General features: G+C 69.2%; 26 protein-coding genes. 14 read left to right on the top strand and 12 right to left on the bottom strand.

Translation table 11 applies throughout. From position 1 onward, the window contains the following. Positions 1–19 precede the first annotated feature (19 nt). The 3 genes from ABT304_RS00395 to ABT304_RS00385 all read left to right on the top strand — a co-directional run bounded on the left by ABT304_RS00395 (position 20) and on the right by ABT304_RS00385 (position 4,791). Positions 20–550 (top strand): RidA family protein, encoded by a 531-nt coding sequence (locus tag ABT304_RS00395; RefSeq protein ID WP_350712829.1) that lies wholly within the window; start codon positions 20–22, stop codon positions 548–550. A gap of 130 nt (positions 551–680) precedes the next feature. Further along, positions 681–2,453 carry a BCCT family transporter gene (locus ABT304_RS00390; RefSeq protein WP_350712828.1) on the top strand — a complete coding sequence of 591 codons (1,773 nt, stop codon included), beginning with the start codon at positions 681–683 and terminating at the stop codon, positions 2,451–2,453. Next, positions 2,422–4,791, top strand: a complete 2,370-nt coding sequence (locus ABT304_RS00385) for an FdhF/YdeP family oxidoreductase (protein WP_350712827.1) — start codon at positions 2,422–2,424, stop codon at positions 4,789–4,791. Before ABT304_RS00390 ends, ABT304_RS00385 begins: the two co-directional genes overlap by 32 nt. Here ABT304_RS00385 and ABT304_RS00380 read toward each other — a convergent pair. Continuing rightward, the gene (locus ABT304_RS00380) at positions 4,783–6,282 is read right to left on the bottom strand and encodes an MFS transporter (RefSeq protein ID WP_350712826.1); all 1,500 of its coding nucleotides are present in this window, start codon (positions 6,280–6,282) and stop codon (positions 4,783–4,785) included. The two genes, ABT304_RS00385 and ABT304_RS00380, sit on opposite strands and share 9 nt — an antisense overlap. Positions 6,283–6,458: 176 nt before the next feature. On the opposite strand from ABT304_RS00380, the gene ABT304_RS00375 reads away from it, so the two are divergent. Continuing rightward, positions 6,459–6,704, top strand: a complete 246-nt coding sequence (locus ABT304_RS00375) for a hypothetical protein (RefSeq protein WP_350712825.1) — start codon at positions 6,459–6,461, stop codon at positions 6,702–6,704. 16 nt (positions 6,705–6,720) lie between these two features. Here the strand turns inward: ABT304_RS00375 and ABT304_RS00370 are convergent, their stop codons facing one another. Further along, a complete protein-coding gene (locus tag ABT304_RS00370) occupies positions 6,721–8,001 on the bottom strand; it encodes a cation:proton antiporter (protein ID WP_350712824.1) in 1,281 nt (426 codons plus the stop codon). Between the two features lie 124 nt (positions 8,002–8,125). Here ABT304_RS00370 and ABT304_RS00365 point away from each other — a divergent pair, with 124 nt between their 5' ends. Beyond that, complete coding sequence (locus tag ABT304_RS00365) at positions 8,126–8,524, top strand: DUF5709 domain-containing protein (protein WP_350712823.1); 399 nt, start codon at positions 8,126–8,128, stop codon at positions 8,522–8,524. Positions 8,525–8,593: 69 nt separating this feature from the next. After that, complete coding sequence (locus ABT304_RS00360) at positions 8,594–9,148, top strand: hemerythrin domain-containing protein (protein WP_160028416.1); 555 nt, start codon at positions 8,594–8,596, stop codon at positions 9,146–9,148. Positions 9,149–9,167: 19 nt separating this feature from the next. Here the strand turns inward: ABT304_RS00360 and ABT304_RS00355 are convergent, their stop codons facing one another. The 4 genes from ABT304_RS00355 to ABT304_RS00340 form a co-directional block, all read right to left on the bottom strand. After that, on the bottom strand, positions 9,168–9,689 hold the full coding sequence (locus ABT304_RS00355) for a PaaI family thioesterase (RefSeq protein WP_160028418.1): 522 nt from the start codon (positions 9,687–9,689) through the stop codon (positions 9,168–9,170). 6 nt (positions 9,690–9,695) lie between these two features. Next, positions 9,696–10,862: an acetyl-CoA C-acyltransferase gene (locus tag ABT304_RS00350; protein WP_350712822.1), complete on the bottom strand. Its 1,167-nt coding sequence runs from the start codon at positions 10,860–10,862 to the stop codon at positions 9,696–9,698. A gap of 64 nt (positions 10,863–10,926) precedes the next feature. Then, a complete protein-coding gene (locus ABT304_RS00345; RefSeq protein ID WP_350712821.1) occupies positions 10,927–11,721 on the bottom strand; it encodes a thioesterase family protein in 795 nt (264 codons plus the stop codon). A 20-nt stretch (positions 11,722–11,741) separates the two neighbouring features. After that, positions 11,742–12,434 (bottom strand): SDR family oxidoreductase, encoded by a 693-nt coding sequence (locus ABT304_RS00340; protein WP_350712820.1) that lies wholly within the window; start codon positions 12,432–12,434, stop codon positions 11,742–11,744. 104 nt (positions 12,435–12,538) lie between these two features. Between ABT304_RS00340 and ABT304_RS00335 the strand changes: the two genes are divergently transcribed. Then, positions 12,539–12,970: a winged helix-turn-helix transcriptional regulator gene (locus tag ABT304_RS00335; protein WP_350712819.1), complete on the top strand. Its 432-nt coding sequence runs from the start codon at positions 12,539–12,541 to the stop codon at positions 12,968–12,970. Between the two features lie 25 nt (positions 12,971–12,995). Here ABT304_RS00335 and ABT304_RS00330 read toward each other — a convergent pair whose 3' ends face one another. Beyond that, on the bottom strand, positions 12,996–13,457 hold the full coding sequence (locus ABT304_RS00330; protein ID WP_350712818.1) for a DUF3817 domain-containing protein: 462 nt from the start codon (positions 13,455–13,457) through the stop codon (positions 12,996–12,998). Positions 13,458–13,522: 65 nt separating this feature from the next. On the opposite strand from ABT304_RS00330, the gene ABT304_RS00325 reads away from it, so the two are divergent. From ABT304_RS00325 to ABT304_RS00315, 3 genes are all read left to right on the top strand, one after another. Further along, entirely contained in the window at positions 13,523–14,077 is a 555-nt protein-coding gene (locus ABT304_RS00325; RefSeq protein ID WP_160028430.1) for a Dps family protein, read from the top strand. Positions 14,078–14,087: 10 nt separating this feature from the next. Continuing rightward, positions 14,088–14,483, top strand: coding sequence for a hypothetical protein (locus ABT304_RS00320; protein ID WP_350712817.1), 396 nt, complete (start codon positions 14,088–14,090; stop codon positions 14,481–14,483). A 94-nt stretch (positions 14,484–14,577) separates the two neighbouring features. Then, a complete protein-coding gene (locus tag ABT304_RS00315; RefSeq protein WP_350712816.1) occupies positions 14,578–15,252 on the top strand; it encodes a DUF6766 family protein in 675 nt (224 codons plus the stop codon). A gap of 23 nt (positions 15,253–15,275) precedes the next feature. Here the strand turns inward: ABT304_RS00315 and ABT304_RS00310 are convergent, their stop codons facing one another. Genes ABT304_RS00310 through ABT304_RS00290 form a run of 5 tightly spaced genes read right to left on the bottom strand, consistent with a single transcriptional unit; the run spans position 15,276 to position 19,261 of the window. Next, a complete protein-coding gene (locus ABT304_RS00310) occupies positions 15,276–16,295 on the bottom strand; it encodes a DNA topoisomerase IB (RefSeq protein WP_350712815.1) in 1,020 nt (339 codons plus the stop codon). A 12-nt stretch (positions 16,296–16,307) separates the two neighbouring features. Next, complete coding sequence (locus tag ABT304_RS00305) at positions 16,308–16,529, bottom strand: CDGSH iron-sulfur domain-containing protein (RefSeq protein WP_350712814.1); 222 nt, start codon at positions 16,527–16,529, stop codon at positions 16,308–16,310. Beyond that, positions 16,526–17,458: an iron-containing redox enzyme family protein gene (locus tag ABT304_RS00300; protein ID WP_350712813.1), complete on the bottom strand. Its 933-nt coding sequence runs from the start codon at positions 17,456–17,458 to the stop codon at positions 16,526–16,528. The genes ABT304_RS00305 and ABT304_RS00300 overlap by 4 nt, the downstream gene beginning before the upstream one ends. Further along, positions 17,459–18,127: a methyltransferase domain-containing protein gene (locus tag ABT304_RS00295; protein WP_350712812.1), complete on the bottom strand. Its 669-nt coding sequence runs from the start codon at positions 18,125–18,127 to the stop codon at positions 17,459–17,461. Between the two features lie 30 nt (positions 18,128–18,157). Further along, a complete protein-coding gene (locus ABT304_RS00290) occupies positions 18,158–19,261 on the bottom strand; it encodes a carboxylate-amine ligase (protein WP_350712811.1) in 1,104 nt (367 codons plus the stop codon). Positions 19,262–19,332: 71 nt separating this feature from the next. Here ABT304_RS00290 and ABT304_RS00285 point away from each other — a divergent pair, with 71 nt between their 5' ends. From ABT304_RS00285 to ABT304_RS00270, 4 genes are all read left to right on the top strand, one after another. After that, positions 19,333–20,157 (top strand): class II glutamine amidotransferase, encoded by an 825-nt coding sequence (locus ABT304_RS00285; protein WP_160028446.1) that lies wholly within the window; start codon positions 19,333–19,335, stop codon positions 20,155–20,157. A 199-nt stretch (positions 20,158–20,356) separates the two neighbouring features. Beyond that, complete coding sequence (locus ABT304_RS00280; protein WP_350712810.1) at positions 20,357–22,693, top strand: molybdopterin cofactor-binding domain-containing protein; 2,337 nt, start codon at positions 20,357–20,359, stop codon at positions 22,691–22,693. An 11-nt stretch (positions 22,694–22,704) separates the two neighbouring features. Then, the gene (locus ABT304_RS00275) at positions 22,705–23,199 is read left to right on the top strand and encodes a (2Fe-2S)-binding protein (protein ID WP_160028450.1); all 495 of its coding nucleotides are present in this window, start codon (positions 22,705–22,707) and stop codon (positions 23,197–23,199) included. A gap of 556 nt (positions 23,200–23,755) precedes the next feature. Then, complete coding sequence (locus tag ABT304_RS00270) at positions 23,756–24,904, top strand: S1C family serine protease (RefSeq protein WP_350712809.1); 1,149 nt, start codon at positions 23,756–23,758, stop codon at positions 24,902–24,904. The last annotated feature ends 6 nt before the right edge of the window (positions 24,905–24,910 follow it).

Below are 24,910 nucleotides of genomic sequence, written 5' to 3'. Positions count from 1 at the left end.
TCAGTGATAGGGTCAGCCTATGACGGATCGTTCGGGCCGGGTGCTGCGGCTGCTGAGCCCTCGGGGGCCGAGTGCGGCCGCGTCAGCACAGGACGTGGTGCTGGCCGAGCTCGGCCTGTCCGTTCGTGAGGCCGCGCCCACCGTGACTCCTGTTCCGGCAGTGCGCGCGGGAACGCTCGTCTTCACCTCGGGGCAGCTGCCCATCCGGGAGGGCGAGCTTCTCGCCACCGGCCGGGTCGGAGACGCTCTCGGTGTCGCCGACGGTCAGACCTGTGCGCAATGGTGCGTGCTCAACGCGCTCGCCGCGATCAAGTCGGAGATCGGTGATCTCGGACGGGTGACGCGGATCGTCAAGGTCGTCGTGTACGTCGCCTCCGGCACCCTCTTCGCGGACCAGGCCCTGGTCGCCAATGGCGCCTCGGAGCTTCTCGGCCGAGCCTTCGGCGATTCTGGGCGGCACGCACGCTCCGTCATCGGGGTCTCGGCTCTGCCCCTGGATGCGCCGGTGGAGGTCGAGCTCGTGGTCGAGATCGACCCTTGCCTTGTGTGATGCATCACATATAAGGTAACTAGTATATCAGCGTCTGGCCGCGTAGCGCCCCACTGTCGTGCCGCCACCCGGAGCCTTCATGGCACCGACAGATGCTGCTCATCCCAAGAGCTCTTGATCGGAGTGCGTCATGAGATCATCTGCACGTAGCGGCGACCTTTCCCCGGTATCGCCGCGTCACAAATCGGTCGGCCAGAACGGAAGCCCGACCCATCCGGCCCTCGACTGTCCTCCTGAGGAAGCCGCCAAGGATGCCGGCGGTCTCGATCGCGTCGTCTTCGGGGTGACCGCGGTCATCGCGATCGCCTTCCTGGTCTGGGGATTCGTCAGCACGGAGTCGCTGGCATCGGTCTCCGGGACGTCGTTGTCGTGGGTGATGGCCAACCTGGGCTGGCTCTTCGTCACCGCGGCATCGACCTTCGTCGGCTTTGTGCTCTGGCTCGCGTTCGGCAAGTTCGGGAACATCCCGCTCGGCCGCGACGGCGAGGAGCCGGAGTTCCGTACGGTCTCGTGGATCACGATGATGTTCAGTGCCGGTATGGGGATCGGGCTGATCTTCTACGGCGTCAGCGAGCCGATCAGCCACTACATCACACCTCCGCCGGGCTCTGTCGGCGACGGTGAGTCCGAGAAGATCCAGACGGCCATGGCCACGACCCTCTTCCACTGGGGGATCCACCCGTGGGCGATCTACGCCCTGGTCGGGCTCGCGATCGCGTACAGCGTCTTCCGGAAGGGCCGGGGCCTGCTCATCAGCTCGGTCTTCGAGCCGCTCCTCGGGCGTCACGCGCACGGCGCCGGCGGGAAGGTCATCGACATGCTCGCGATCTTCGCGACGCTCTTCGGATCGGCCGCATCGCTCGGCCTGGGCGCTCTTCAGATCCGCAGCGGACTCGAGATCGTCGGCGGGCTCGGTACGACGGGCAACGGCATCCTGGTCGCCATCATCGCCGTGCTCACGGTCGCGTTCGTCTTCTCGGCGGTCTCGGGTGTCGCCAAGGGGATCCAGTGGCTCTCGAACATCAACATGGTGCTCGCCGTCGGGCTCGCCCTGTTCGTCTTCCTGGTCGGTCCGACCGTGTTCATCCTCAGCCTGGTCCCGACCACCGTCGGAAGCTACTTCCAGGAGGTCGCGATGATGTCGGCGCGTACGTCGGCCGAGGGATCCGAGACCGCCGCCTGGCTCTCGGGCTGGACGGTCTTCTACTGGGCCTGGTGGCTCTCGTGGACGCCGTTCGTCGGCATGTTCATCGCCCGGATCTCGCGCGGTCGCACCATTCGCCAGTTCGTCACCGGCGTGCTCCTGGTCCCATCGCTGGTGAGCCTGGTCTGGTTCGCCGTCTTCGGCGGCGCGGCCATCGACCTGCAGCAGAAGGGCGTGGACATCGGCGGCGCGGGTGGTGTGGAGACCCAGCTGTTCACGACCCTCGAGTCCTTCCCGCTGGCCACCGTGGCGAGCGTGGTGGTCATGATCCTGGTCGCGCTCTTCTTCGTCTCGGGCGCGGACGCGGCATCGATCGTGATGGCCACGCTCTCCGAGCGCGGCTCCATCGAGCCGGGCAGGCCGACGGTGATCTTCTGGGGTGTCGCCACGGGTGCGGTTGCTGCCGTGATGCTCCTGGTCGGCGGCTCCGACGCGCTGAGCGGGCTGCAGACGATCACGATCGTCGCGGCGGTTCCGTTCGTGCTGGTGATGATCGCGTTGTGCGTGTCCCTGGTGAAGGACCTCCGGGAGGACCCGCTGGTCGTGCGTGCCCAGTACGCCTCCAGGGCTGTCGAGCAGGCTGTCGTCTACGGGGTCTCGGAGCACGGTGACGACTTCGTCATCAAGGTCTCCCGTGATCCCGATGCGCCCGCCGACGAATCGGCCGATGACGAGGACACCGAGCTGTCGGCCAGCTAACTCGAGTCGCGAAGGGACGGTTGAGGTGAAACAGGACGCGAACGGCTCGTACGCCGTGGAAGAACCGGTGGACGCACTCAGTGTCACCGAGCCGAAGACCTGGGCCGCCGGTGTGCCGGCGGTGCGGAAGGCGATCGAGTACTCGCTGACGCAGACATCGGTGCGGCGTACGGCGTTGACCTTGTTGAACCTCAACCAGGCCGACGGGATGGACTGTCCGGGGTGTGCCTGGCCCGAGCCGGGTCACCGGCACCGGAACGAGTACTGCGAGAACGGTGCCAAGCACATCGCCGACGAGGCGACGTCGCGCCGGGTGACGCGCGAGTTCTTCGCGCGTCACCCGGTCTCGGAGCTGGACGGGAAGTCCGACTACTGGCTCAACCAGCAGGGCCGGCTGACCGAGCCGATGGTCAAGCGGCCAGGTGCGACGCACTATGAGCCGATCACCTGGGAGGACGCGTTCCACACCATCGCTCAGGAGCTCAACGGCCTGGACTCTCCCGACGAGGCGATGTTCTACGTCTCGGGCCGGCTCAACAACGAGGCCGCGTTCCTGCTCCAGCTCTTCGCCCGCGCGTTCGGCACCAACAACCTGCCCGACTGCTCGAACATGTGTCACGAGTCGAGCGGCTCGGCGCTCAACGAGACGCTGGGGATCGGCAAGGGCAGCGTCCAGCTCGACGACATCTACAACGCGGACCTGGTGTTCGTGGTCGGCCAGAACCCGGGCACGAACCATCCGCGGATGCTGTCCGCGCTGGAGGAGACCAAGCAGCGGGGCGGCAGGGTGATCGCGGTCAACACCCTGCCGGAGGCTGGACTAATGCGGTTCAAGAACCCGCAGAAGGCTCGCGGAGTGGTCGGCCGCGGCACCCAGATCGCGGATCAGTTCCTGCAGATCCGCCCGGGTGGCGATCTTGCGCTGTTCCAGATGCTCAACCGTCGTCTGCTCGAGACGGACCGGGCCGAGGGTGGCGGAGTGCTGGACTGGGAGTACATCGCTGAGTACACGACCGGGTTCTACGCCTTCGCCGAGCACGTCCGCACGATCACCTGGGAGGCTGCGCTCGAGGCCACCGGCTTGACCCGCGAGGAGATCGAGGCGGTCCACGAGCAGGTGCTGGCCAGCCGCTCGGTCATCGTCTGCTGGGCGATGGGCCTGACCCAGCACAAGCACGGCGTGCCGACGATCCGCGAGGTGGTCAACTTCCTCATGCTGCGGGGCAACATCGGCAAGCCCGGGGCCGGGGTCTGCCCGGTCCGCGGTCACTCCAACGTGCAGGGCGACCGGACGATGGGCATCTGGGAGAAGATGCCCGACTCCTTCCTCGACGCGCTGGGTGCCGAGTTCAGGTTCGACCCACCGCGCAAGCACGGGTACGACTCGGTGGACGGTGTCCGGGCGATGCGGGACGGGAAGGCGAAGGTCTTCGTGGGCGTCGCCGGGAACTTCGTCCGAGCGATCTCGGACAGCGACGTCGCCGAGGCCGCGTTGAGGAACTGCCGCTTGACGGTCCAGGTCTCCACCAAGCTGAACCGCTCGCACACGGTGGTCGGGGAGACCGCGCTGATCCTGCCCACGCTGGGCCGCAGCGACATCGACGTCCAGGCCAGCGGTGAGCAGTTCGTCACCGTCGAGGACTCGATGAGCTCGGTGCACGCCACCCGCGGCAAGCTCCAGCCCGCCTCGGAGCATCTCCTCAGCGAGGTCGCGATCGTCTCGCGCCTGGCGCAGGCCACGATCGGTGGCCGGTACGGCATCCGCTGGGCGGACTTCGAGGCGGACTACGGTCGGATCCGCGATCGGATCGCACGAGTGGTGCCGGGGTTCGAGGACTTCAACCAGCGGATCAAGAATCCGACCGGCTTCGTTCTGCCGAACCCGGTCAACTCCGGTGTCTATCGCACGCCGAGCGGCAAGGCCGTCTTCACGCGCAACGACCTGACCTGGTTGGAGGCCCCACCGGGTCATCTGATCCTGCAGACGCTGCGCTCGCACGACCAATGGAACACCATCCCGTACGCCATGGACGACCGTTACCGTGGCATCCACAACGCCCGCCGCATCGTGATGGTCAACCCGGCCGACATCGCCGAGCTGGGTCTGGCCGACGGCGACCGTGTCGACATCGTCGGGGTGTGGGAGGACGGCGTCGAGCGGCGCGCCCCGGGGTTCACCCTGGTCGCCTATCCGGCGAGCCGGGGTTCGGCGGCTGCGTACTATCCGGAGACCAATGTGCTCGTGCCGCTCGACAGCGTTGCCGAGGGCAGCAACACCCCGACCTCGAAGGGCGTCGTGGTGCGTCTGGAGGTCGTTCGGCCGGCAGCGTCATCGTGACGAACCCGCTGATGTGGGTGTGGCCGAGGTCGGCAGGGTGTGCGTGTGTGCAGCGGCCGCGGCGCCCGAGTCGGCGATGGTGCCCCGGGCGACCCGGTGACGCCCCATGACCACGGCCATCACGACACCGGCGAGACTGAACACCGCCATCACCCAGGACGCGGCGGCGAGGCCGGAGGACAGGGCATCGACGCTGGACTGGCCCTCAGCGGTCCGGCTGGCGATGACGTTGCCGTAGATCGTCGCAGCGAGCGCCGTGGCCACGGCTGCGCCGACGTAGCGTGCCATGTTGGAGACACCCGAGGCGGCCCCCACCTGGGCCGCCGAGACACATGCGGTCGACGCTGACGTCGCGGGCCCGTTGGACAGGCCCATCCCGATCGCTGCTGCGACGAGCGGAAGTACGAACGCGCCGTACCCCCAGGAGCCCTCGACGAAGCCGATCCACCCGAAGCCGATCGCCGTGAGTGCGAACCCGGCTCCGACCACCGGGCGACCGCCGAACTTCGCCGCGACCTTTGGCACCAAGGGCGCGACCGCGACGAGGCCGGCGGTGGCAGGAAGTGTGGCCAAGCCGGCCTGCAGCGAGCTGAGCCCGAGCGTGCTCGGGTCCTGGAAGTAGAGGCTCACCAGATACATCAGCGCGTTGATGGTGCCGGCGCCGATGAGGATGGCGATCGTGGACGCGACCAGCACTCTGTTGCGAAGCAGGGCCAGGTCGAGCATGGGGACGGCGACCCGTTTCTCCACCGCGACGAACGCGAATCCCGACACCACGGACACGGCCAGGCACCCGAGCGTGGCCAACGAGGTCCAGCCCCAGTCACTGCCTTCGCTCAGCGCCAGGATGATCGGGGTGAGGGTCGCGGCGACCAGCAGGCTGCCACCGACGTCGATCGAACGTGGCCGGTCCTCGTCGCGGGACTCGGTCACCAAGCGTGCGGTCATCGCCATGCAGACCGCCGCGACGCCGGCGTCGAGCCAGAACAGTCCTTGCCAGCTCGTCAGCTCGACCAGGACGCCACCGAGCAGCGGCCCGGCCGCAGCACCCACGCCTGCCGCCGCGCCCCAGAGCGAGACCGCCCGCAGCTTGCCGTCTTCAGGTGTGCCGACCGTGAGCAGGCTGAGGCCACAGGCCAGGATCGTCGCGCCGGATGCGCCCTGGATGCACCGCCCGGCGATGACGGCTGCCCCCGAGTCGGAGAGGGCGATCAGCACGCACGACGCGATGAACAGCAGCAGACCGAGCTGGAAGATGCGCTTCCTGCCGAACACGTCGCCCAACGAGCCGGAGGTCACGATGGTCGCGGCACCCACCAGCGAGTAGCCCGTCACTGCCCACTGCAGGGTGGTGACATCCATGTCGGTATCGGCGCTGATGGCGGGGAGCAGGATGCTCACCGCCGACGTGTTGGCGTTGACCACCAGCGTCGACAGGCAGGTGACGAGGAGGACACCACCTGCACGCCTTGCCACCTCGGTGCTGCTCATCGGAACCCTCACCTTCGTCAGAACGACTGCGGGACGCCTTGCGTCGACCACAGGAACCACGGTGGCTGCCGCGGCGGGTCGTGTCCTCCTCCGGTAGGGATGATCCCGAGACCCGCCTGCGCACGGACCTGACCCGGCGGCGGCATGTCCCCGCCCCGGTCGGGTACCGCGAACAGATGACTGAGATGAACCAGGACGAAGCACGCGTACAGGCACTCCAAGGTGTGGTCGAGCGAGTCAACGCATGGCAGGAGACGGCACCCGAGGGAACCATCCGGGAAGAGCTGGCCAAGGCGCTGCACGAGGCCGGGGTGACTCTCACCGAGGAGCAGCAGGAGCTCGTCACTGACCGGATCTCGCGTCAGGAGGAGGTCGACGTCGACCTGCTCGCCGCCGACAGCGGCGAAGGCGGCCCCGCCTGACGTACGCCTCTCGTGGTCATCCCCGGGCGGGATCGACGCGCGCCATCACCGGGGTGGCGAGGACTCCATGGATCAGCACCGAGGCGACGACGGTGAAGGCGACCGTCGACCACAGCCAGTCCTGAGCCAGCGCCTCGTCCTGCCCGGCGGCGTAGGCGAGGTAGTAGACGGACCCGACGCCGCGGACACCGAAGAACGCCGTGGCCCACCGCTGGTGCCGGGTGAGAGGAGACGTACGGTCTCCTCGGCCCGGCCACGGTGCGAGGGCCAGGATCCCCGCCGCCGGACGGACCACCAGGATCAGCGCCAGCCCGATGGCGATCCCGCGCCAGTCGAGAGCCTCGAGCAGGCCTCGCGTGAGCGCGATCCCGAGAACGAGGAGTACGAAGAGGGTCAGCAGGCGCTCGAGCCGCTCGGCCACCTCGTGCATGGCGGCGTGATAGTCGTGCGAGCGCTCGGCCGAACGGAAGGCCATGGCGCAGACGAAGACGGAGAGGAAGCCGTAGCCGCCGAGAACCTCGCCGACGCCGTACGACGCGATCAGGGCCGCGAGGGCGAGCAGCGACTCCCCGCGTTCGGCCACGCGCAGGGACCGGCTGCTGGACCGGAACGCGACGTAGGCGAGGACCTTCCCCACCACCAGCCCGGCGAGGACGCCGATCACGATCTTGGCCACCAGGTAGAAGCCGACCCATTCCAGGGCCCAGTTCGAGACGGCTCCTTGGGTGGCGAGCAGGATCGCGACGTACACGAACGGGAAGGCGAGGCCGTCGTTCAGGCCCGCCTCCGAGGTGAGGGTGAACCGCAGCTCGTCGCGCTCGTCGACCTCGTGGTCACCGGTCTGCGGGCCGGCCACCTGGACGTCGGAGGCGAGCACCGGGTCGGTGGGCGCCAGTGCCGCGCCCAGGAGTATCGCCACGGCCGGTGCCAGTCCGGCGGCCCACCCGAGAACCGCGATGGCGGCGATGGTGATCGGCATCCCGATCGCCAGCAGCCGCCAGGTGGACGACCACCGGCCCCAGGTCCGCGGATCGCGGAGCTCGAGCGGCCGGTCGAGCGCCAGGCCGACGCCCATCAGCGCCACGATGATGACCAGCTCGGTGGCGTGCTCGATCGCGGCCCGGTTGGCCTGCGGGTCCAGCGGCAGACCATCGGGGAGCGGCGTGAGCCCGATCAGCATCCCCACCCCGACCAGCACCATCGGAGCCGAGATCGCCCACCGGTTGAGGAGGTCGGGAAGCACGATGGCCAGCAGCAGGCTGGCGCCGATCACCACGTAGGCAAGGTCGGCAGTCATAGCTACGTCGCCCCGATTCGTCGCATTGCAGGTCCAGCACGGCCAGCCTCCCCGAACCAGGTTACGTACGAACCAACCGACTCGCGGAGCATGCGAGGTCGCGTCGGGGGTTACCGGTCGAGTCATGAGTGAAGAGCAGCTTCAGCCGGAGGACACCCTCGACGACCGCGGTGTCGACGATGTCCTGGACGAGGGCTATTCGCCGCCCGAGCGGCCGCGGGGTGTCACCGCCAAGGGTGTGACGCCGCGGGAGGAGATCGAGGGCGAGACCATCGACGAACGGCGCGCTCAGGAGGAGCCGGAGGTCTGGGAGGAGGCCGAGGCGGAGGCTGACGCCGACATCTTGGACGGTCCGGTGACCGGGGAGGTGGGCGAGGCCCGTTCCGGTCGGCTCACCAGCCCCGACGAGGGCGTGCGGGAGGACGACGAGGGGAAGCTCATCGGACACGACGAGGGCATCGACGGTGCCGGCGCCTCGGCTGAGGAAGCTGCCGTGCACATCGTCGACGAGCCGCCTGACTGAGGCTGATTCTGCGCATTCGGGGGTACCGGTGAGCGGCCGGATCCCTTTTCAGTGCAGAGGAGAGCTGCCGTGTCCGAAGACGTGACCGACCTGATCATGCAGGACCACCGTGAGGTGGAGAGCCTGTTCGAGAAGCTTCAGCGAGATCCGGAGGTACGAGCCGGGCTGACCCCGATCTTGGTGACGCTCCTGGCCGCACACAGCCGTGCCGAGGAGGCTGAGGTCTACCCGGTCGCCCGGGACGAGGCGGGGGAGGCCGAGGACGTCGCGCACAGTCAGGAGGAGCACCTGCTGGCGGACCGCCTCCTCGCCGAGCTCAGCGAGTGCGACCCCTTTTCAGCGGAGTACGGCGACAAGCTGGCGGAGGTGGTCGAGGCGGTCTCCCACCACGTCGAGGAGGAGGAGAGCACCGTGCTGCCGGGCATTCGCGACCGTCTCGACGACGCCCGCCGTGCCGAGCTGGGCAAGGCGTTCCTGAAGAGCCGCCAGGAGCACCTCGGTGACATGCCCCAGGACATCACCCGTGATGAGCTGCGCCGCCAGGCCGCCAACGCCGACATCCCCGTCGGGGACAAGGGCAAGGAGGACCTGCGGCGCACGCTCGATCAGCACGCCGACAGCTGACGCGCAACCGCCGAAGCCGTCAGCTCCCCGCCATGATGAGGCAGGTCGCGACCGCGTGGCCGATGACGCGGCCCGTTGTGTCGGTGATCTCGGCTTCGGCGGTCGCGGCGCGGCGTCCGATGGTCACGACGCGTCCCACGCAGGTGAGCGTGCCGCTGTCCAGCGTGGCCGCGCGGGTGAACTTGATGGTCAGGTCGAGCGACGTGTAACCGGTGCCGGCCTTCAGCTTGGTGTGGACCGCACACCCGAGGGCCGAGTCCGCGAGGGTCGCCAGGATGCCGCCGTGCACGGTGCCGATCGGGTTGTAGTGCCACTCCTCGGGGGTGAGCTCGAAGACGGCCCGGCCGTCGCTCACCTCGACCAGAGCCATGCCGAGGGTCGCGTTGATGGGTGGCGGCGGGAGCTCGCTGTCTCCCAGCTGCTTGAAGAAGTCGAGCCCGTCGAGCTCCCGGGCGGCGGTGGCGAAGAGCTGCGGGTCGGCCCATGAGTAGGTGCGTTCGCGCACCGCTCGGGACTGCTCGGAGGTCGTGTCCTGGGTCATGGCGGCTCAGATCCGCTCGATGATCGTGGCGTTCGCCAGGCCGCCGGCCTCGCACATGACCTGCAGGCCGTAACGGCCACCGGTCTGCTCGAGGTTGTTCAGCAGCGTGGTCATCAGCCGGGCGCCGGACCCGCCCAGCGGGTGACCGATGGCGATGGCACCGCCGTTGATGTTGACCTTGGCGAGGTCGGCACCGGTCTCCTTCTGCCAGGCGAGTACGACGGAGGCGAAGGCCTCGTTGACCTCGAAGACGTCGATGTCGTCGATGGAGAGCCCGGCGCGGGCGAGCACCTTCTGGGTCGCGGGGATGATGCCGGTGAGCATGAAGATCGGGTCGTTGCCGGCGACCGCGAAGGAGTGGACCCGCGCTCTCGGGGTCAGGCCGAGGCGTGCGGCGGCCTCCTCGGACGCGACCAGGAGTGCGGCCGAACCGTCGTTGATGGGGGAGCTGTTGCCGGCTGTGACGCGCCAGTCGATGTCGGGGAACCTGGCCACGGAGCTCTCGTCCTTGAAGGCCAGGCGAAGGCCTGCGAGCGACTCGGCGGTGGAGGACGGCCGGATGGTCTCGTCCACGCGCAGGTCGTTCACGTAGGTGACCTGCGAGTCGAAGTGACCGTTCTTCCATGCCGTCGCGGCCCGCTGGTGCGACTCCGCCGCGAACTCGTCGAGCTCGGTGCGGGAGAGGTCCCACTTGTTGGCGATCAGCTCGGCCGAGATGCCCTGGAGGACGAGGCCGCCGTCGTAGCGGGCGTTCACCTTGCTGCCGTAGAAGTCCTTGCCCAGGAACTGCGACCCCATCGGGACGCGGCTCATCGACTCCACGCCGGAGGCGATGGCCACGTCGTACGCCCCGGCGATGACGCCCTGTGCGGCGAAGTGGAGCGCCTGCTGCGAGCTGCCGCACTGCCGGTCGACCGTGACGCCGGGGACCGACTCCGGGAACCCGGCGCCGAGCAGGGCCCAGCGGGCGGTGTTGCCGGACTGCTCGCCGACCTGTCCGACCGCGCCGCTGATCACGTCGTCGACGACGGCCGGGTCGATGCCGGTGCGGTCGACGAGCGCGGCGAGCGTGTGCGCATGGAGATCGACGGCATGGATCTCGGAGTAGGCGCCGCCGGGCTTGCCCTTGGCGATGGGGGTACGGACGGCGTCGACGATCACAGCGTTCGGCATGGTGGTCTTCTTTCGTGTTCGAGTGGTCGGTTGAGGGAGTCCTGGGGTGGTGCGTGGACGATGGTCAGCGAGGCGCGACCACCAGCGGTTGCGCGACCGTGGCGAAGGTGCCGTGCTCGTCGGCCATGTCGCCGTGTGCCTGGCCGATGCCGTCGGGACCGATGGTGCTGCGGGCGTCGAGCAGCATCCACTCGCTCGTGGGCGGTCGCTCGATGGTGACGGTCACGGTCGGCGGGATGAAGTACCACTCGCTCATCGGCAGCGAGCCGGACAGGCCGTTGGTGGAGTCGGCCAGGGTGAGCAGGCGCTGCACCGGGGAGGCCTGCTCGCCGGCGACCAGCGGGACACGCAGGCGCGCCCACACGGCCGCCGGGCCGGGCTCGTAACCGCCGCTGACGAACCGCCAGTCGATGGCGCGGCCGTAGCCCCAGTCCGGGCTGACTCCGTCGAAGAAGCGCTCGGAGGAGGCCGCCGGGATGTCGGGAACCTTCTCCTCCGGGCGCCAGTGCTCGCGGGTCGAGCCCGGCGTGGCCCGGATCAGCCAGGCGCTGGCCTTGACGGCGAGCCGGTCACCGGCCCACAGCGAGGCCTCGATCAGCTCGACCCGGCGACCCGGCCGAACCACCTGCGCCTCGACCCGCATGGTCCCCTGAGGAATGCCACCGAGCATGTCGGCCGTGAAGCGGGCGATGGACAGGGCCGGGTCGGAGCGTACGGACTCGATCGCCCGGGCCAGCAGGGCGGCCGGAGGGCCGCCGTGCTGCAACGAGTGGTCCCAGGGGCTTGCCGTCGCCGGGGTCGACTCGAACGTTCCGTCCTCGTCGGTCGGCAGGTAGAAGGCGTCGAACTCGAGGGTCATCAGCGTCTCCTGGGAGTCGGTCAGCGGGCCAGCTGCGGGTAGAGCGCCTCGATCGGCTGGGCGAGGCCGGCCTTGACGTCGGCGCTCACCTGGTCGGCGAGGATCTCGTACGCATCGGCCTCGAGGCCGTCGTAGGCACTGCGGACCACGTCGGCCGGATCGTTCTTCGGGTCGGTGATGCCGACCGTCATCGGGGTGTCGGTGTAGCCCAGGTGCAGCGAGGCGACGTGGATCCCGTCGCCCGCCAGCGCGAGGCGCTGGGTGTTGGTCGCCGACCACAGCGCGGCCTTGGTGGCGCTGTAGCCGTCGCCGATGCCGTACCAGCTCAGGACCGACAGCACGTTGAGCACGACCCCCTTGCTCGCGCGCAGCGACGGCAGGAAGGTGGTCGTGACGTCGAGCGCTCCCCAGAAGTTCGTCTCGAAGAGGTCGCGAGCGGCGCTCAGGTCACCGGTCACGCTGGCGCCGTTGGAGCCGCCGGCGTTGTTGATGACGACCGTCGTGTCTCCGGCCGCCGCGGCCGCCTCGGCGACCGAGTCGTGGTCGGTCACGTCGAGCCTCAGCGGCACGATGCGCGGGTCGTTCCACTCGCGGGGCTTGCGGGCCGCGGCGTACACCTTGGCGGCGCCGCGCTCCGCCTGGCTGACGAAGTGGGTGCCGAGTCCGCCGTTCGCTCCGGTCACCAGGACGACCGCGTTCGCGAGAGTGGGCATGTGGTTCTCCTGTTCGAGGGCGTGAACGCCGCTCCATGACGAGTTGGTTTTTCCAACGTACTCGGGTTGGTTTGGTTTTCCAACTCGATTAGGATCGAACCATGATGACGCAGGTACGTGAGTGCTCGGTGGCGCGGACGCTCGAGCTCGTCGGCTCCAAATGGACCCTGCTCGTCGTTCGCGAGCTGTTTCTCGGAAGCCACCGGTTCGAGGAGATCGCCCGGTTCACGGGCGGCCCGCGCGACATCCTCACCGACCGTCTACGTAGGCTCGAGGCGCACGGACTGGTGACGCGGGTGCAGTACGAGCAGCGTCCGCCGAGGTTCGAATACCACCTGACCGACCTCGGACGGTCGCTCGCGCCGATCATCGCCACGATGCGCGAGTTCGGCGACCGTCATCTGGCCGGGGACGACGGTCCGCCGGCCAGGTTCGAGCACTCCTGTGGGTCGGAGTTTCACCCCGTGCTCGCCTGCAAGGCCTGCGGGGAGGTCGTACGCCGCGACGAGGTCGAGATCGTAGACGCCGCGTCGTGATCGGGTCGCGTGCTGCGGCCGGGGCTCAGCCGACCGGCGGTCCGGCGACGAGCGCGACCACGGTCAGCGCGGCGACGCTCGCGAGGCCGGCGGCCACGCCGCGCACCGGGTTGCGGAGGAGCCACGCGAGCGGACGCTCCAGCGGGCGGGCGGGGGAGTCGTCGATCAGTCGCCACGTCGGGGCGAGCAGGCCTCGGCGCTCGGCGTAGCGCTCGAACCAGAGGGTGAGGAGCGGCGGGATCGAGGACGCGAGCCCGGCGAGGAGCCGGCCGAACGACCAGCGCTGGTCGACCGCGATCGCGACGGTGGTCACGCAGTAGCTGATGAAGACGATCCCGTGCAGCATCCCGAAGATGCTGACTCCCAGCTCGGTCGTCTCGGTGACGTACTTCAGGAACATGCCGCACAGCAGCCCGGTCCAGGTCACCGCCTCGGCAGTGGCGACGATCCGGAACACGCGAGACGGTGAGCTGAGAAGTGCGGGCACGCGGCCAAGTTTATTCGCACCCGTGTACTGGTATGAATCGGGCGGCTATGGGTACCGATCGCGGCATGACGACCGACAAGCTGCACTACACGATCCCGGGCCTCGACGAGGATGCTGCGCGGACGACGATCGGCCTGCTCCAGTCGCGCCTCCACGCCGCCAACGACCTCCAGCTCACCCTCAAGCACGTGCACTGGAACGTCGTGGGCCCCCACTTCATCGCGGTCCACCAGATGATCGACCCGCAGGTCGACGCGGTACGCGCGATGGCCGATGCGCTCGCCGAGCGCATCGCGACCCTGGGCGGTGCCCCGCGAGGCACCCCGGGCGCGCTGGTCGAGGAGCGGGAGTGGAACGACTACAGCATCGGGCGGGCCACCACCCAGGAGCACCTCGCCGCGCTCGACGTCACCTATCAGGGAGTGATCTCCTCCTACCGTGAGGCGATCAAGACCCTCGACGACATCGACCTGGTCACCCAGGACATCCTGATCGGCCAGGTCGAGCAGCTCGAGCTCTTCCACTGGTTCGTACGCGCCCACCTGGAGGACCAGGGCGGTCAGCTGCAGACCAGCGGCGAGGCCACGGAGGCGGGAGCGGCACGAGCCGCCCACGACTGAGGAATCCCGCATGCGGTGGTGGTTGACGGCGTTGGCGCTGCTCCTTCCGATGATCCTCACCGGATGCGGCTCGGGACAGGACGAGGCGGTGCGCGACAGCGCCGCGGCCTTCCAGGACGCGGTCGCCGCCCAGGACTGGGGCGAGGCCTGCGCGCTGCTGGCCCCGGAGACGCGATCGGAGCTGGAGTCCGCCGCCAAGAAGCCGTGCGAGGGCGCCCTGGCCGAGGAGGATCTCCCCGCTCCGGGCGCCCCCGACGGTGTGGACGTCTTCGGGACGATGGCCGAGGTGCGCTATCAGGGCGAGACCGTCTTCCTGACCCGGTTCGCCGACGGCTGGCGGATGTTCGCGGCCGGATGTACGCCCCAGCCTCCCGAGCCCTACGACTGCGCCCTGCACGGAGGCTGAGATGCGCGTCATGTACGTCGCCTACCTGGCGGTCATCGGGATCGGACTGCTCTACACGTTCGTCCTCGCGCTGAGGCACGGGTGAGGAGCACGGATGCGCCGGTTCCTCAAGGAGAACTCGCTCAGCCTCGGCTTCGGGGCGCTCTTCCTGGCCAGTCTCGCCGGCCAGGCCGTCGCCGGGTGGCACCAGCTCAACGACGAGCTGTTCGCCGACGGCCTCCACCAGCTCTCGCTGGGCCGGTATCTCACCTCGGCGAGCTTCGCCGTGGACGTGACGGAGAACTGGCAGAGCGAGTATCTCCAGTTCCTGCTCTACGTCATGCTCACGGTCTGGCTGGTGCAGCGCGGCTCCCCGGAGTCCAAGCCGCTCAAGGACGCCGGCCAGGAGTCCGACGAGAAGCAGAAGGTCGGTGCGTACGCCCGTCCTGACTCGCCCAGGCTGGCCCGGGCCGGCGGCTGGCGGACCGCGCTCTACTCGCGGTCCCTCGGCATCACGATGGGGACGATCTTCCTGCTCTCCTGGCTGGTCCAGTCGGTGGCGGGGTGGGCTTCGTACAACGAGTCCAGGCTGCGACAGCTGCGCGACCCGATCTCGTGGACGTCCTACCTGACGCACTCCGACTTTTGGGCGCGCACCCTGCAGAACTGGCAGTCGGAGTTCCTGGCGGTCGGCTCGATGGCGGTCCTCTCGATCTATCTCAGGCAACGCGGATCCCCGGAGAGCAAGCCGGTGGGTGCCTCCCACGAGGCCACCGGGATCGAGGGCTGAGCGGGGCCGTACGCCCGGCTCCCTCAGCCGTCGTCCTGCGTCAGCAGGCGCAGGACCGCGCGCTCGGCCGCGGCTTGGCGCGCCTGCGGGTCCTTGCTCACGCCGTTGCGTACGCGGATCGTGCGGCCCTGCTCGTGCAGCTCGAGCACCCGCGGGTCGACGTAGGAGCTCCGGGCGATCGCCGGAGTGTTCCCGAGGTACTCCGCGACCTCCTTGATCGCGGCGACCTGCTGCTTACGGCGGGATCTGATGGTCGGGGTCGAGCGCCCCGCGGCGTGCGGGTCCTCGGCCAGCGCGAGCGCCGCGAGCACGGTCGCGTGCCAGGTCCGGAAGTCCTTCGCCGACACCTCGAGGCCGCTCAGCTCGCGCATGTAGTCGTTGACCATGGCCGGCGTCAGCCGTTGCCACCGCCGGCCCTGCCGGTAGGCGAGAAGCTCCTCGAACCCGGCGCGGCGGCGACGCAGCTGCGCGATCGCCTCCACCGAGAGCGGGTCGTCGATGCTGATGGAGTGGTTGACGCCGGACTTCCCGGTGAAGTCGAAGACGTACGCCTCGCCCCGCTTGCGTACGTGGCGACGCTCCAGCGTCGTCAGGCCGAAGGCACCGTTCTCGTCGGCGTAGGCGTCGCTGCCGATCCGGAAGCACCCCAGGTCCAGCAGGCGCACCGCGAGTGCAGATGCCCGGGCGGAGCTCATCCCGGTGGTGGTGAGATCCCGCTCCGTCCGCTCGCGTACGCGGGGCAGGACCGCCCCGAGCTCCAGCACCCGCTCGAACTTCTCCTGGTCGCGCTTCGTCCGCCAGTCGGGGTGGTAGAGATACTGACGGCGGCCGGCCGCATCGGTCCCGACGGCCTGGAGATGCCCGTTCTCACGGGGGCAGATCCAGACGTCCTCCCAGGCGGGTGGGATGGCCAGGGCGCGGATCCGCTTGATGGCGTCGTCCGGCAGTCGGTCGCCGGAGTCGTCGAGGTACACGAAGCCGCGACCCGCGCGGCGGCGGGTCCACCCCGGCTCCTCCGCCGAGACCCGACGAAGTCGAACCACCAGGGGCTCCTCTCACCCGCTGGCGTCGTCGCTGTCGCGCCCGCGCGCGGCGAGCAGCCGATGCGTACCGTCGCACCAGGGCTTGATCGCGGACCCGCCGCACATGCACACCGCGCTGACCGGGCGAACCGTGCGATGGATCTTCCCGTCGGGATCCTGGATCTCGTGCTTCCCGCGCAGCAGCATCGGCCCGGCCGGGCAGAGCACGATCGAGGCGTGCTCGAAGTCTGTCATGAGGCACCCCACTGGGTGAGCATCGTCCGGGCGTAGCGGGCCTCCAGGTCGAGGCAGGTGAAGGCGCCCAGGAGCACCTGGTCGCGCTCGCTCGGGTTCTCCTCCACGAACGCGCCGCACACGTCTCGTACGGCCAGCTGCTCGTGTACGGAGTCGGCCTCGACGTGCTCGTCGTAGTAGGCGGCCATCTCCTCGGGGAAGTCCAGGCGACGCAGGCCCTGGGCGAGCTGCCGTGACGGCACCGAGCTGGTCGACTCGAACGCGGCGAAGTGGCCGAGCGCCGCTCCGCGGAGCCTGCGGTGGAGTCCGAACAGCGACAGCGCGTTGTTCGACTCGAGGATCTCGGCCGGCGCCTCGTCGACGTAGCACGCGTGGTCGGTTCGCAGCCCGGCCGCTTCGATGCCGCGGCGGAACAGGTGGTGATGGAGCCGGTTCGGGTCACCGTCGCCGTACTCGTCGAAGAGGATCTCCATGATCGCAGCCTTGGGCCGGGTCTCGAGCCGGGGGACGACCCAGCTGGTCGGGTCGGCCTCCTTGAGGTGGTAGAGCGAGCGGTGCTTGAGGATCTCGAGCACCTGCTCCCGGTCGGCCCGGCGCTGCACGAACCGTGCCAGCGACGGTCCGTCGTGGGCCGCGACCAGTCCGGGGAGGTCCAGCTCGCGATCCGGGAAGCCGCTGTGCTCCCAGCGCCGCCGCAGCTCGGCCTCGAACGACCTCTCCAGACCGCGGCGCAGGCGCAGCAGGTCCGGGTCCCACTCGAGGTCGGGATCGACCTCGTCGAAGCCCCGGTAGTGGAGCTCGTAGAGCGCCCACAGAGCGATCTGGGCGTCCTCGGCCGACTCCGGAGTCGGCTCCAGCTCAGCGGTGGCGCCGCTCTGCAGCGCGGTGAACACAGCGGCACTCAGGGTGCCACGCGACTTCGGCAGCATCTAGGCCCACCTTTCCCTCACGACCGGCCGGTACCCGGCGGTCGGTTCCGACATGCTCGGCCGCGGTGCCCGGGCAAGGTGCACGAGCACCCCCTCGCCCGGCGAGTCCCGGACCTCCTCGATCCTCAGGTCGCTGCCCTCGACCATCTCCAGCAGGCGATCGGCCTGCCCTGGCGTACCGAGCTGGAGGACGGCCGCGCCGCCGGGGGAGAGGTGTCGGGCGGTCGTGGTCAGGCACCTCTCGGCGATCAGCATCCCGTCGGCGCCGCCGTCGATGGCCGTCCGCGGGTCCTCGGGATAGCGCCCGACCTGGGCCGTGGGCACCCACGGCGGGTCCGCGATCACCAGCCAGTAGCGCTCCTCCGGGTCCTGGGTCTGTTCCATGCTGCCCTCGCGTACCTCGACCATGTCCGCCAGCCCGGCGCGCTCGGCGTTGGCCCGGGCGAACGCGCAGGCGACCGGGTCGGCGTCGACGCACACCAGGCGGCGGCCGGTCAGGGCGGCAGCGAGCAGGCCGATCTGGCCGGCGCCGGAGCACAGCTCGAGGATCGGCCCGCCGGGCAGCTCCGCGGCCAGCTTGGCCGCCCACTCGGACTGACGGACGGTCCAGGTACGCGGCGTGAGCACGCGGTCGTCGAAGTCGATGTCGAGATGACCGAAGCGGATCATGCAGGTGCCTCCAGTTCAGGGATGGGAAACTCAGGTGAGCTCGGCCAGCCGGACCACTGCTCGGTCCAGACGACCCTCCTCGTCGTGGATCCGGCGCTGAGTCGTGGAGCCCGTGCCGCCGGTGAAGATCCGGCCGACGCCCTTCTCGGCGCGCGCGAGGTCTCCGGTGTCACGCAACGCCGGGCCGATGTGTTCGAACAGAAGCTCCACCACCTCACGAGCCGGCCTCGGTCGGTGACAACGCGGGTCGATCAGATCGCCGGTGATCCCGTGCCGTCCCGCCTGCCACATGGCGAGCCGGAGCACGGCCACCGACACCGGGTCGGGCGGCCGGCCCTCGGCCCACTCCCGGGCTCCGGTCTCGACCAGCGCTCGCGCCAGCGCGGCGACGAGCACGGCGTCGCGGGGGTCGAGACAGACGTCGGCGACCCGGATCTCGAGCGTCGGGTAGTTGCGGGACGGACGGGCGTCGAAGTACGCCATGCCCTCGTCGAGCGGCACCCCGGTGTCGATGAGCCGGCGCAGGTGGTCGGCGTACGCCTGGCCGCTGCCGAAGATCTCGGTCGGACCATTCGTGGGCCACCGGGTCATCACCTGGGAGCGGAAGCTGGCGTAGCCGGTGTCACCGCCCTGCCAGAAGGGCGAGTTGGTGCTCACCGCGAGCAGCACCGGCAGCCAGGGGCGGATCCGGTCGAGCGCTCCGACGGCCTCGTCGTCGGAGTCGACCGAGACATGCACATGGCAGCCGCAGGTGAGCTGCTCGCTGGCGGTCAGCCCGAACCGCTCCGCCATCGCCGCGTAACGCTCGTCGTCGAAGGTCTGGGGCCACACCGGCAGCGGGGTCGTGCCGCTGGCCAGGATCAGCGCGCCCGCCTCGCTCGCGGCCGCCCGCGCCTTGTCGCGCCACCGCCTCAGGTCCTGCTCGAGGAGCCCGAGGTACTCCTGCGCCGGAGTGTCGGTCTCGACCTGCTGCTCCTGCAGCTCCGGTCCCACCGAACCGCCGGCCTCGCCGGCCGCGACCTCGGTGTCGCCGTGCCGGCGCGCCACCCGCAGCACCTCGCTGGCCACCGACCGCGGCGCGCCGGTCTCGGCGTCGACGAGGAGCAGCTCCTCCTCGACGCCGACTGTCCTCACCTGGTGATGGGTACTGCTCGAATAGTGGCTCTTCACCGCTCACACCTGCCTCTGGAAGGAGCAACTCGACGATGTGTCGCCTGTTCGGATATGTGACCGAGTCCCCGTGTGCCGTAGCCGACCTTCTCGGGGAGGAGGGGCTGGCCGCGTTCACCTCGCTCACGTCCGTGCACTCCGACGGCTGGGGGATGTCGTGGCACACGCCCGAGGGCACCTGCACGACGAGCTCGCCGAGCTCGGCGGACATCGACGACACCTATCGTCGGCTCGTCGAGGCACCGCTCTCCCATGCCGGGTTCGTGCATCTTCGCTGGGCGACGGGTGGTCTCGACGTACGTCCGGAGAACACCCACCCGTTCCTGAACGACGGCGCCGCGTTCGCGCACAACGGCCACATCTCGCCGATCGCCGACCTCGAGGCGCTGCTGACCCCGGAGTCGCGTGGGCGGCTGCGCGGTGACACCGACAGCGAGCGCTACTTCCACTTCGTGCATCAGAACGTCGAGAAGTACGGGGACGAGGCGGAGGGCGTCACCCAGGCACTGGCCACGCTGGTCCAGAAGTTCCCGCGATGCAGCCTGAACGCGCTGATGCTCACCCGGACCCACATGTTCGCGATCCACATCAACTCGCGTGCCGACTCGCCCCTGCGCGCGCTGCGCGAGCTCTTCGACGACGAGGGCGACATCCCGCCGCGACACACGACGGAGTACTTCGCGATGGACTACCGGCGGACCGGCTACGGCCTCGAGATCGTCTCCAGCGGTCTGGATCAGCCGGGCTGGACCCCGGTGCCCGCAGACACCGCGGTGATGGTCGACCTGGCCACCCGGGAGGTCACCCGGCTCGACCCGATCGCTCAGCTCGGCGCCGACGCGTTGCGGGCCCGCGACTGATGACGGGCTACCGCCGACCTGCTGTGGGGTGCGTTCGGGCATGCCCAGAGGTACCCCATCCGGAGCACTTTCATTCGGAGCCGATCACCCCCCAAGGTGGGTAGTGGCCGTCTGTGACCGATGCCACGATGTCCCGTCAGGGGAGGGAGCAGAACCTCTGGGCGCAGCGTCCGGAGCCTCGAAATCGGAGGTGCTCCGCATGACAGAAATTCACGAAAGTATCGGCGCGCAGACGTCGACCGGGCCGTACCCGATGGGGCGGCGCAGGTTCATCGGCTACCTGATCGGTGGCGCCACTGTGATGGCGGCCGCCGATCTCGGCATGCTCGCCGAGCCCGCCGATGCGAAGGTGCCGAGCCTGCCGCAGGTCTTCGACACCTACGACCTATCCGACGCGCTCACCGACGCCGCGCGTCCGACGGCCAACCTGATCACGGTCGTGATCAACGAGGACGGTACGGCCAGCTTCGAGCTGCCTCGCTCCGAGAACGGCCAAGGCATCACGACCGGGATCGCGATGATCATCGCCGAGGAGCTCGACCTGCCGCTGGAAAGGGTCACGGTCACCTTGGCGCCGGCTCGCCAAGAGCTGATCTGGAACCAGATCACCGGTGGCTCCAACACGATCCACGCGATGTTCACGCCGGTACGCGTCGCGGCCGCGATCGCGAAGGGTGCCCTGCTCGAGGCAGCAGCCGCTCTCTTGGGCGGGACCGTCGACGAGCTCACGTCCAAGGACGGCGTCGTCACCGCCGCCAACGGTGCGACCGCGACGTACGCCGAGCTCTCCAAGCGTGCTGCCGCTGGGACCACCAAGGAGGTCGAGGTCACCCTCAAGGACGCCAGCGAGTTCACCCTCATCGGGAAGCCGCGCAACCGGGTGGACGCGCTCGCCGCGGTGACGGGCACCAAGAAGTTCGCGATGGACTACGACCACAAGGGCGCGATGCCGACCATGGTGTGCCGTGCCCCCACGATGAACGGCACTCCGGTGGAACTGCGCAACAGGGCGGAGATCCTCGAGATGCCTGGGGTCACCCATGTCGCCAAGATCCCGACCGGGATCGCGGTGCGGGCGAAGACGTTCGGCCAGTGCATCGACGCGATCCAGAAGATGGACGTGGCCTGGAAGGACGGCCCGGTCGCCGGCGAGTCGGACGAGGACATCCTCTCCGGGGTCAAGGCGGCCGAGCTGCCGATGCCCTCGCTGCCCAACAACCCGCTGTCCAAGACGGTCGCGGCTGACTTCACCTTCTACTTCCGCAGCAACGCACCGCTGGATCCGATCAGCGCCGTCGCCGACGTCAGTGCGGACGGCGGGGAGATCTGGGCGGCCCTGAAGAACCCGATCGTCTCCCAGCAGCGCATTGCCCTCGAAGTCGGCATCGACCCCACCAAGCTCAAGGTCAACGTCGTCGAGGGCGGCGGCTCCTTCGGCCACCGGCTCTTCTGGGATGCTGCCTTGGATGCCGCTCACGCGTCCAAGGCCATGGGCGTGCCGGTCCGGTTGATGTGGCATCGCGCGGACGAGCCTCGCGCCGGGCGACTCCATCCACTGTGCACGTCACGGGTGCGCGCGTCGTACGTCGGCAACGAGGTGCTGGCCTTCCAGCAGTCGCATACCAGCGTCGAGACGGACTGGCGCCACGGCTTCGGTGAGATCGTCACCTCCCTGGGTGCGGACCTGCCGGAGGGACTGAGCAACCTCGGCTATTCCCAGCTGATCTTCGCGCTCACCTCGGGGATCCCCTACGACTTCGGAGTCCTCGCGCAGACGATGAACGAGACCGATACGCGGTTCAACACCGGTGCCATGCGCAACGTCTACTCCCCGGACGTACGCACGGCCAGCGAGCTGGTGGTCGACCAGCTCGCCAAGGCGATGCGGAAGGACCCGTACGAGTTCCGCAAGGAGTTCTTGCGGAACGAGCGGATCCGGGCGGCGCTCGACAAGGCCGCGGAGGTGGCCGAGTGGGGGAAGCCGATGGCTCCGGGCACGGCCCAAGGCATCGCGGTGCACTACGAGTACAAGGGCGTGAGCGCCTGCGTCATGGAGATCGACTGTCGCCCCGAGACCGTCAACCGGAAGGTGCGCGATGCGTACGCCGGGCCCCGGGTCACCCGGGCGACGATGGTCATCGAGATCGGCCAGGTGGTGAACCCCCGCAGCGTCGAGGCGCAGATGCAGGGCTGCATCAACGACGGCATCGCGATGACGCTCTCCAGCAGCGTGCATCTCCAGAACGGCCACTTCCTGGAGGCCAGCTGGGACAACTACGCCTACACGCGGCAGTGGAACACGCCGCCCCAGGTCGAGGTGGTCATCTTGCCGGGGGAGAGCAAGATCATCGGCGGTGTCGGCGAGGCCGGTGTCGCTACTGCGGCCGCCGCGGCCGCATGTGCCTACGCCCGGGCCACCGGGAAAATGCCGACGGAGTTCCCGATCAACCACAACGATCCGATCTTCTTCGAGCCGAAGTCGTTCATCCCGCCCGTGCCGCAGTCTCCGACTGACGGCCTCCGGTGGACCTACTGAGGAGCCCTGACATGCCTGAACAGACATTCGTCGTCAACGGCGAGAAGATCAGCGTCGACGTCGAGGACGACGTACGTGTGCTGTGGGTCCTGCGTGACCTGCTCGGCGTCAAGGGGCCGAAGTACGGATGCGGGATCAACGTGTGCAAGGCCTGTACGTCACATCTCAACGGCAAGGCGTTCAACCCGTGCGCGGTGCCGGTCGGGGCCCTCAGCGCCGACGACGAGGTCACCACGATCGAGGGTCTCCCGGGTGAGGTGCCCGAGTCAGACCGCGGGCCGAACGGTCTGCACCCGATGCAGGAGTCCTGGCTTGACCATGACGTCGCCCAGTGCGGCTACTGCCAACCGGGCCAGATCATGGCCGCGGTGGCGCTGGTGAAGAAGGTGCGTGCCGAGGGCCGCACCATCACCGACGCCGATCTCGACGGGATCCGCAACGTCTGCCGCTGCGGCACCTACACCCGGATCCGCGAGGCCATCCGAGACGGAGCCGGGCGGATGTGATCCTGTCTCTGACCAGCCGCGACACGGCTGGTCAGAGGCGGTCCGCCATGAGGCACGAACAGTCCCTGGCCAGCCTCCGGAAGACCGGCTCTTCCGAGTTCAGGTGGGTTGCCCGGTGCAGGTGGTCTGGCGCACCACCGCCGCATCGCCCGCGGCTTCCGCAACCGCGAGAACTACCGACGCCGCATGCTCCTCATTGGTGGCAGCGTGCAGCACCCCACGCCGGAGGCTCGTACAACGTCGAGGCCTTCGGTGAACGTTTGCTTGGGCACCACCGATCTTGAAGGGCCTCGACACCTTCTCAGACGCCATCCGCTGCTCACCGGCGCGTCACGCTCACCCCCACCTCAGGTCGGAAGCGCCCATCTGCTGGCGCACGCAGATGGTGTCGGGCGGTGGGTTGAGCAGACCTGAACGAGTAGCACGGAGGCGAGGGCCGAGGGCGTCGCCCCCGATCGGGTGTCCTGGCATTCCCAGCCATTCCGTGACGTACTCACAGGGAGTCCACAGCGGGCGGGCGGAATCTTGAGGCATCAACCGCCTCAAGGAGGACCCGATGTCCCGCTCCCGCCGTATCCGTCACTCTCTCCTCGCCGTCGCGGCGATCCCGCTCGTCGCGATCCCGATCGCCACCCCGGCCCTCGCGGTGGCCGCGGTCAGCGCCACCAAGACGTACGCAGCCGAGTCCGGCCCCGGCTACGGGTACGGCTACGGCGGCTCCGTCGAGAGCTACGGCGGGGCCTATGGCGGCGGGATCGTGGACCCCTACCGGCAGAGCCTCGGCACCTCGACCGCGGCCGTCGACTCCGAGCCCGCGACCGAGGCCGAGTCGACCGGCGTCGTGTTGATCAACACCACGGTCGGCTACGGCACCGGACAGGGCGCGGGCACCGGGCTCACGATCACCGGCGACGGGATCGTGGTGACCAACCACCACGTCGTCGAGGGCGCCACCTCGATCACCGTGACGGACCCGAGCACGGGGGAGACATACGCAGCGACGGTCCTCGGCTACGACGACGTCCATGACGTCGCGGTGCTGCAGCTCGAGGACGCCTCGGGGCTCCCGACGGTCGCGACCGACCAGGATGCCGCGACGCAGGGCGAGGAGGTCACCGCCGTCGGGAACGCCGAGGGCCAGGGCTCGCTGTCGGCCGCCGACGGCACGGTCACCGACCCGAGCACCGCGATCACCGTCAACAACGAGGACGGCACCACCGCCGAGCTCAGCGACCTGATCCAGACCGACGCCGACGTCGTCTCCGGCGACTCCGGCGGCGCGCTGCTCGACGAGGACGGCGAGGTCATCGGGATGAACGTCGCCGCGACCTCGGGCTCGGCCGAGATCTCCGGCTACGCCATCCCGATCGACACGGTGCTCGACATCGCCGCCCAGATCCTGGCCGGCGAGGAGTCGGGCGACGTCGAGATCGGTGGCTCGGGCGCCGCGCTCGGGGTGCAGGTCGACACGACCAGGTCGACGCTGGTCGTCGGCGTGGTCGAGGACGGCGCCGCCGAGGCCGCCGGGGTCACCGAGGGCAGCACGATCACTGCCGTCGACGGGACCGCCGTGGCCGGCATCGACGACATCACCTCGGTGCTCGGTGACCACGAGCCCGGCGACGAGGTCACGGTCAGCTGGACCGATGCCGCCGGCCAGGCCCACACCGCGACCGTGACGCTAGGCGAGGGCCCGGTCGCCTGACCACGA

The organism is Nocardioides sp. NPDC000445 (genome assembly GCF_040300245.1).
Classification (GTDB): domain Bacteria; phylum Actinomycetota; class Actinomycetes; order Propionibacteriales; family Nocardioidaceae; genus Nocardioides.
The sequence above is the reverse complement of the archived record's forward strand: the minus strand, read 5'-3'. Positions and strand labels throughout refer to the sequence as shown.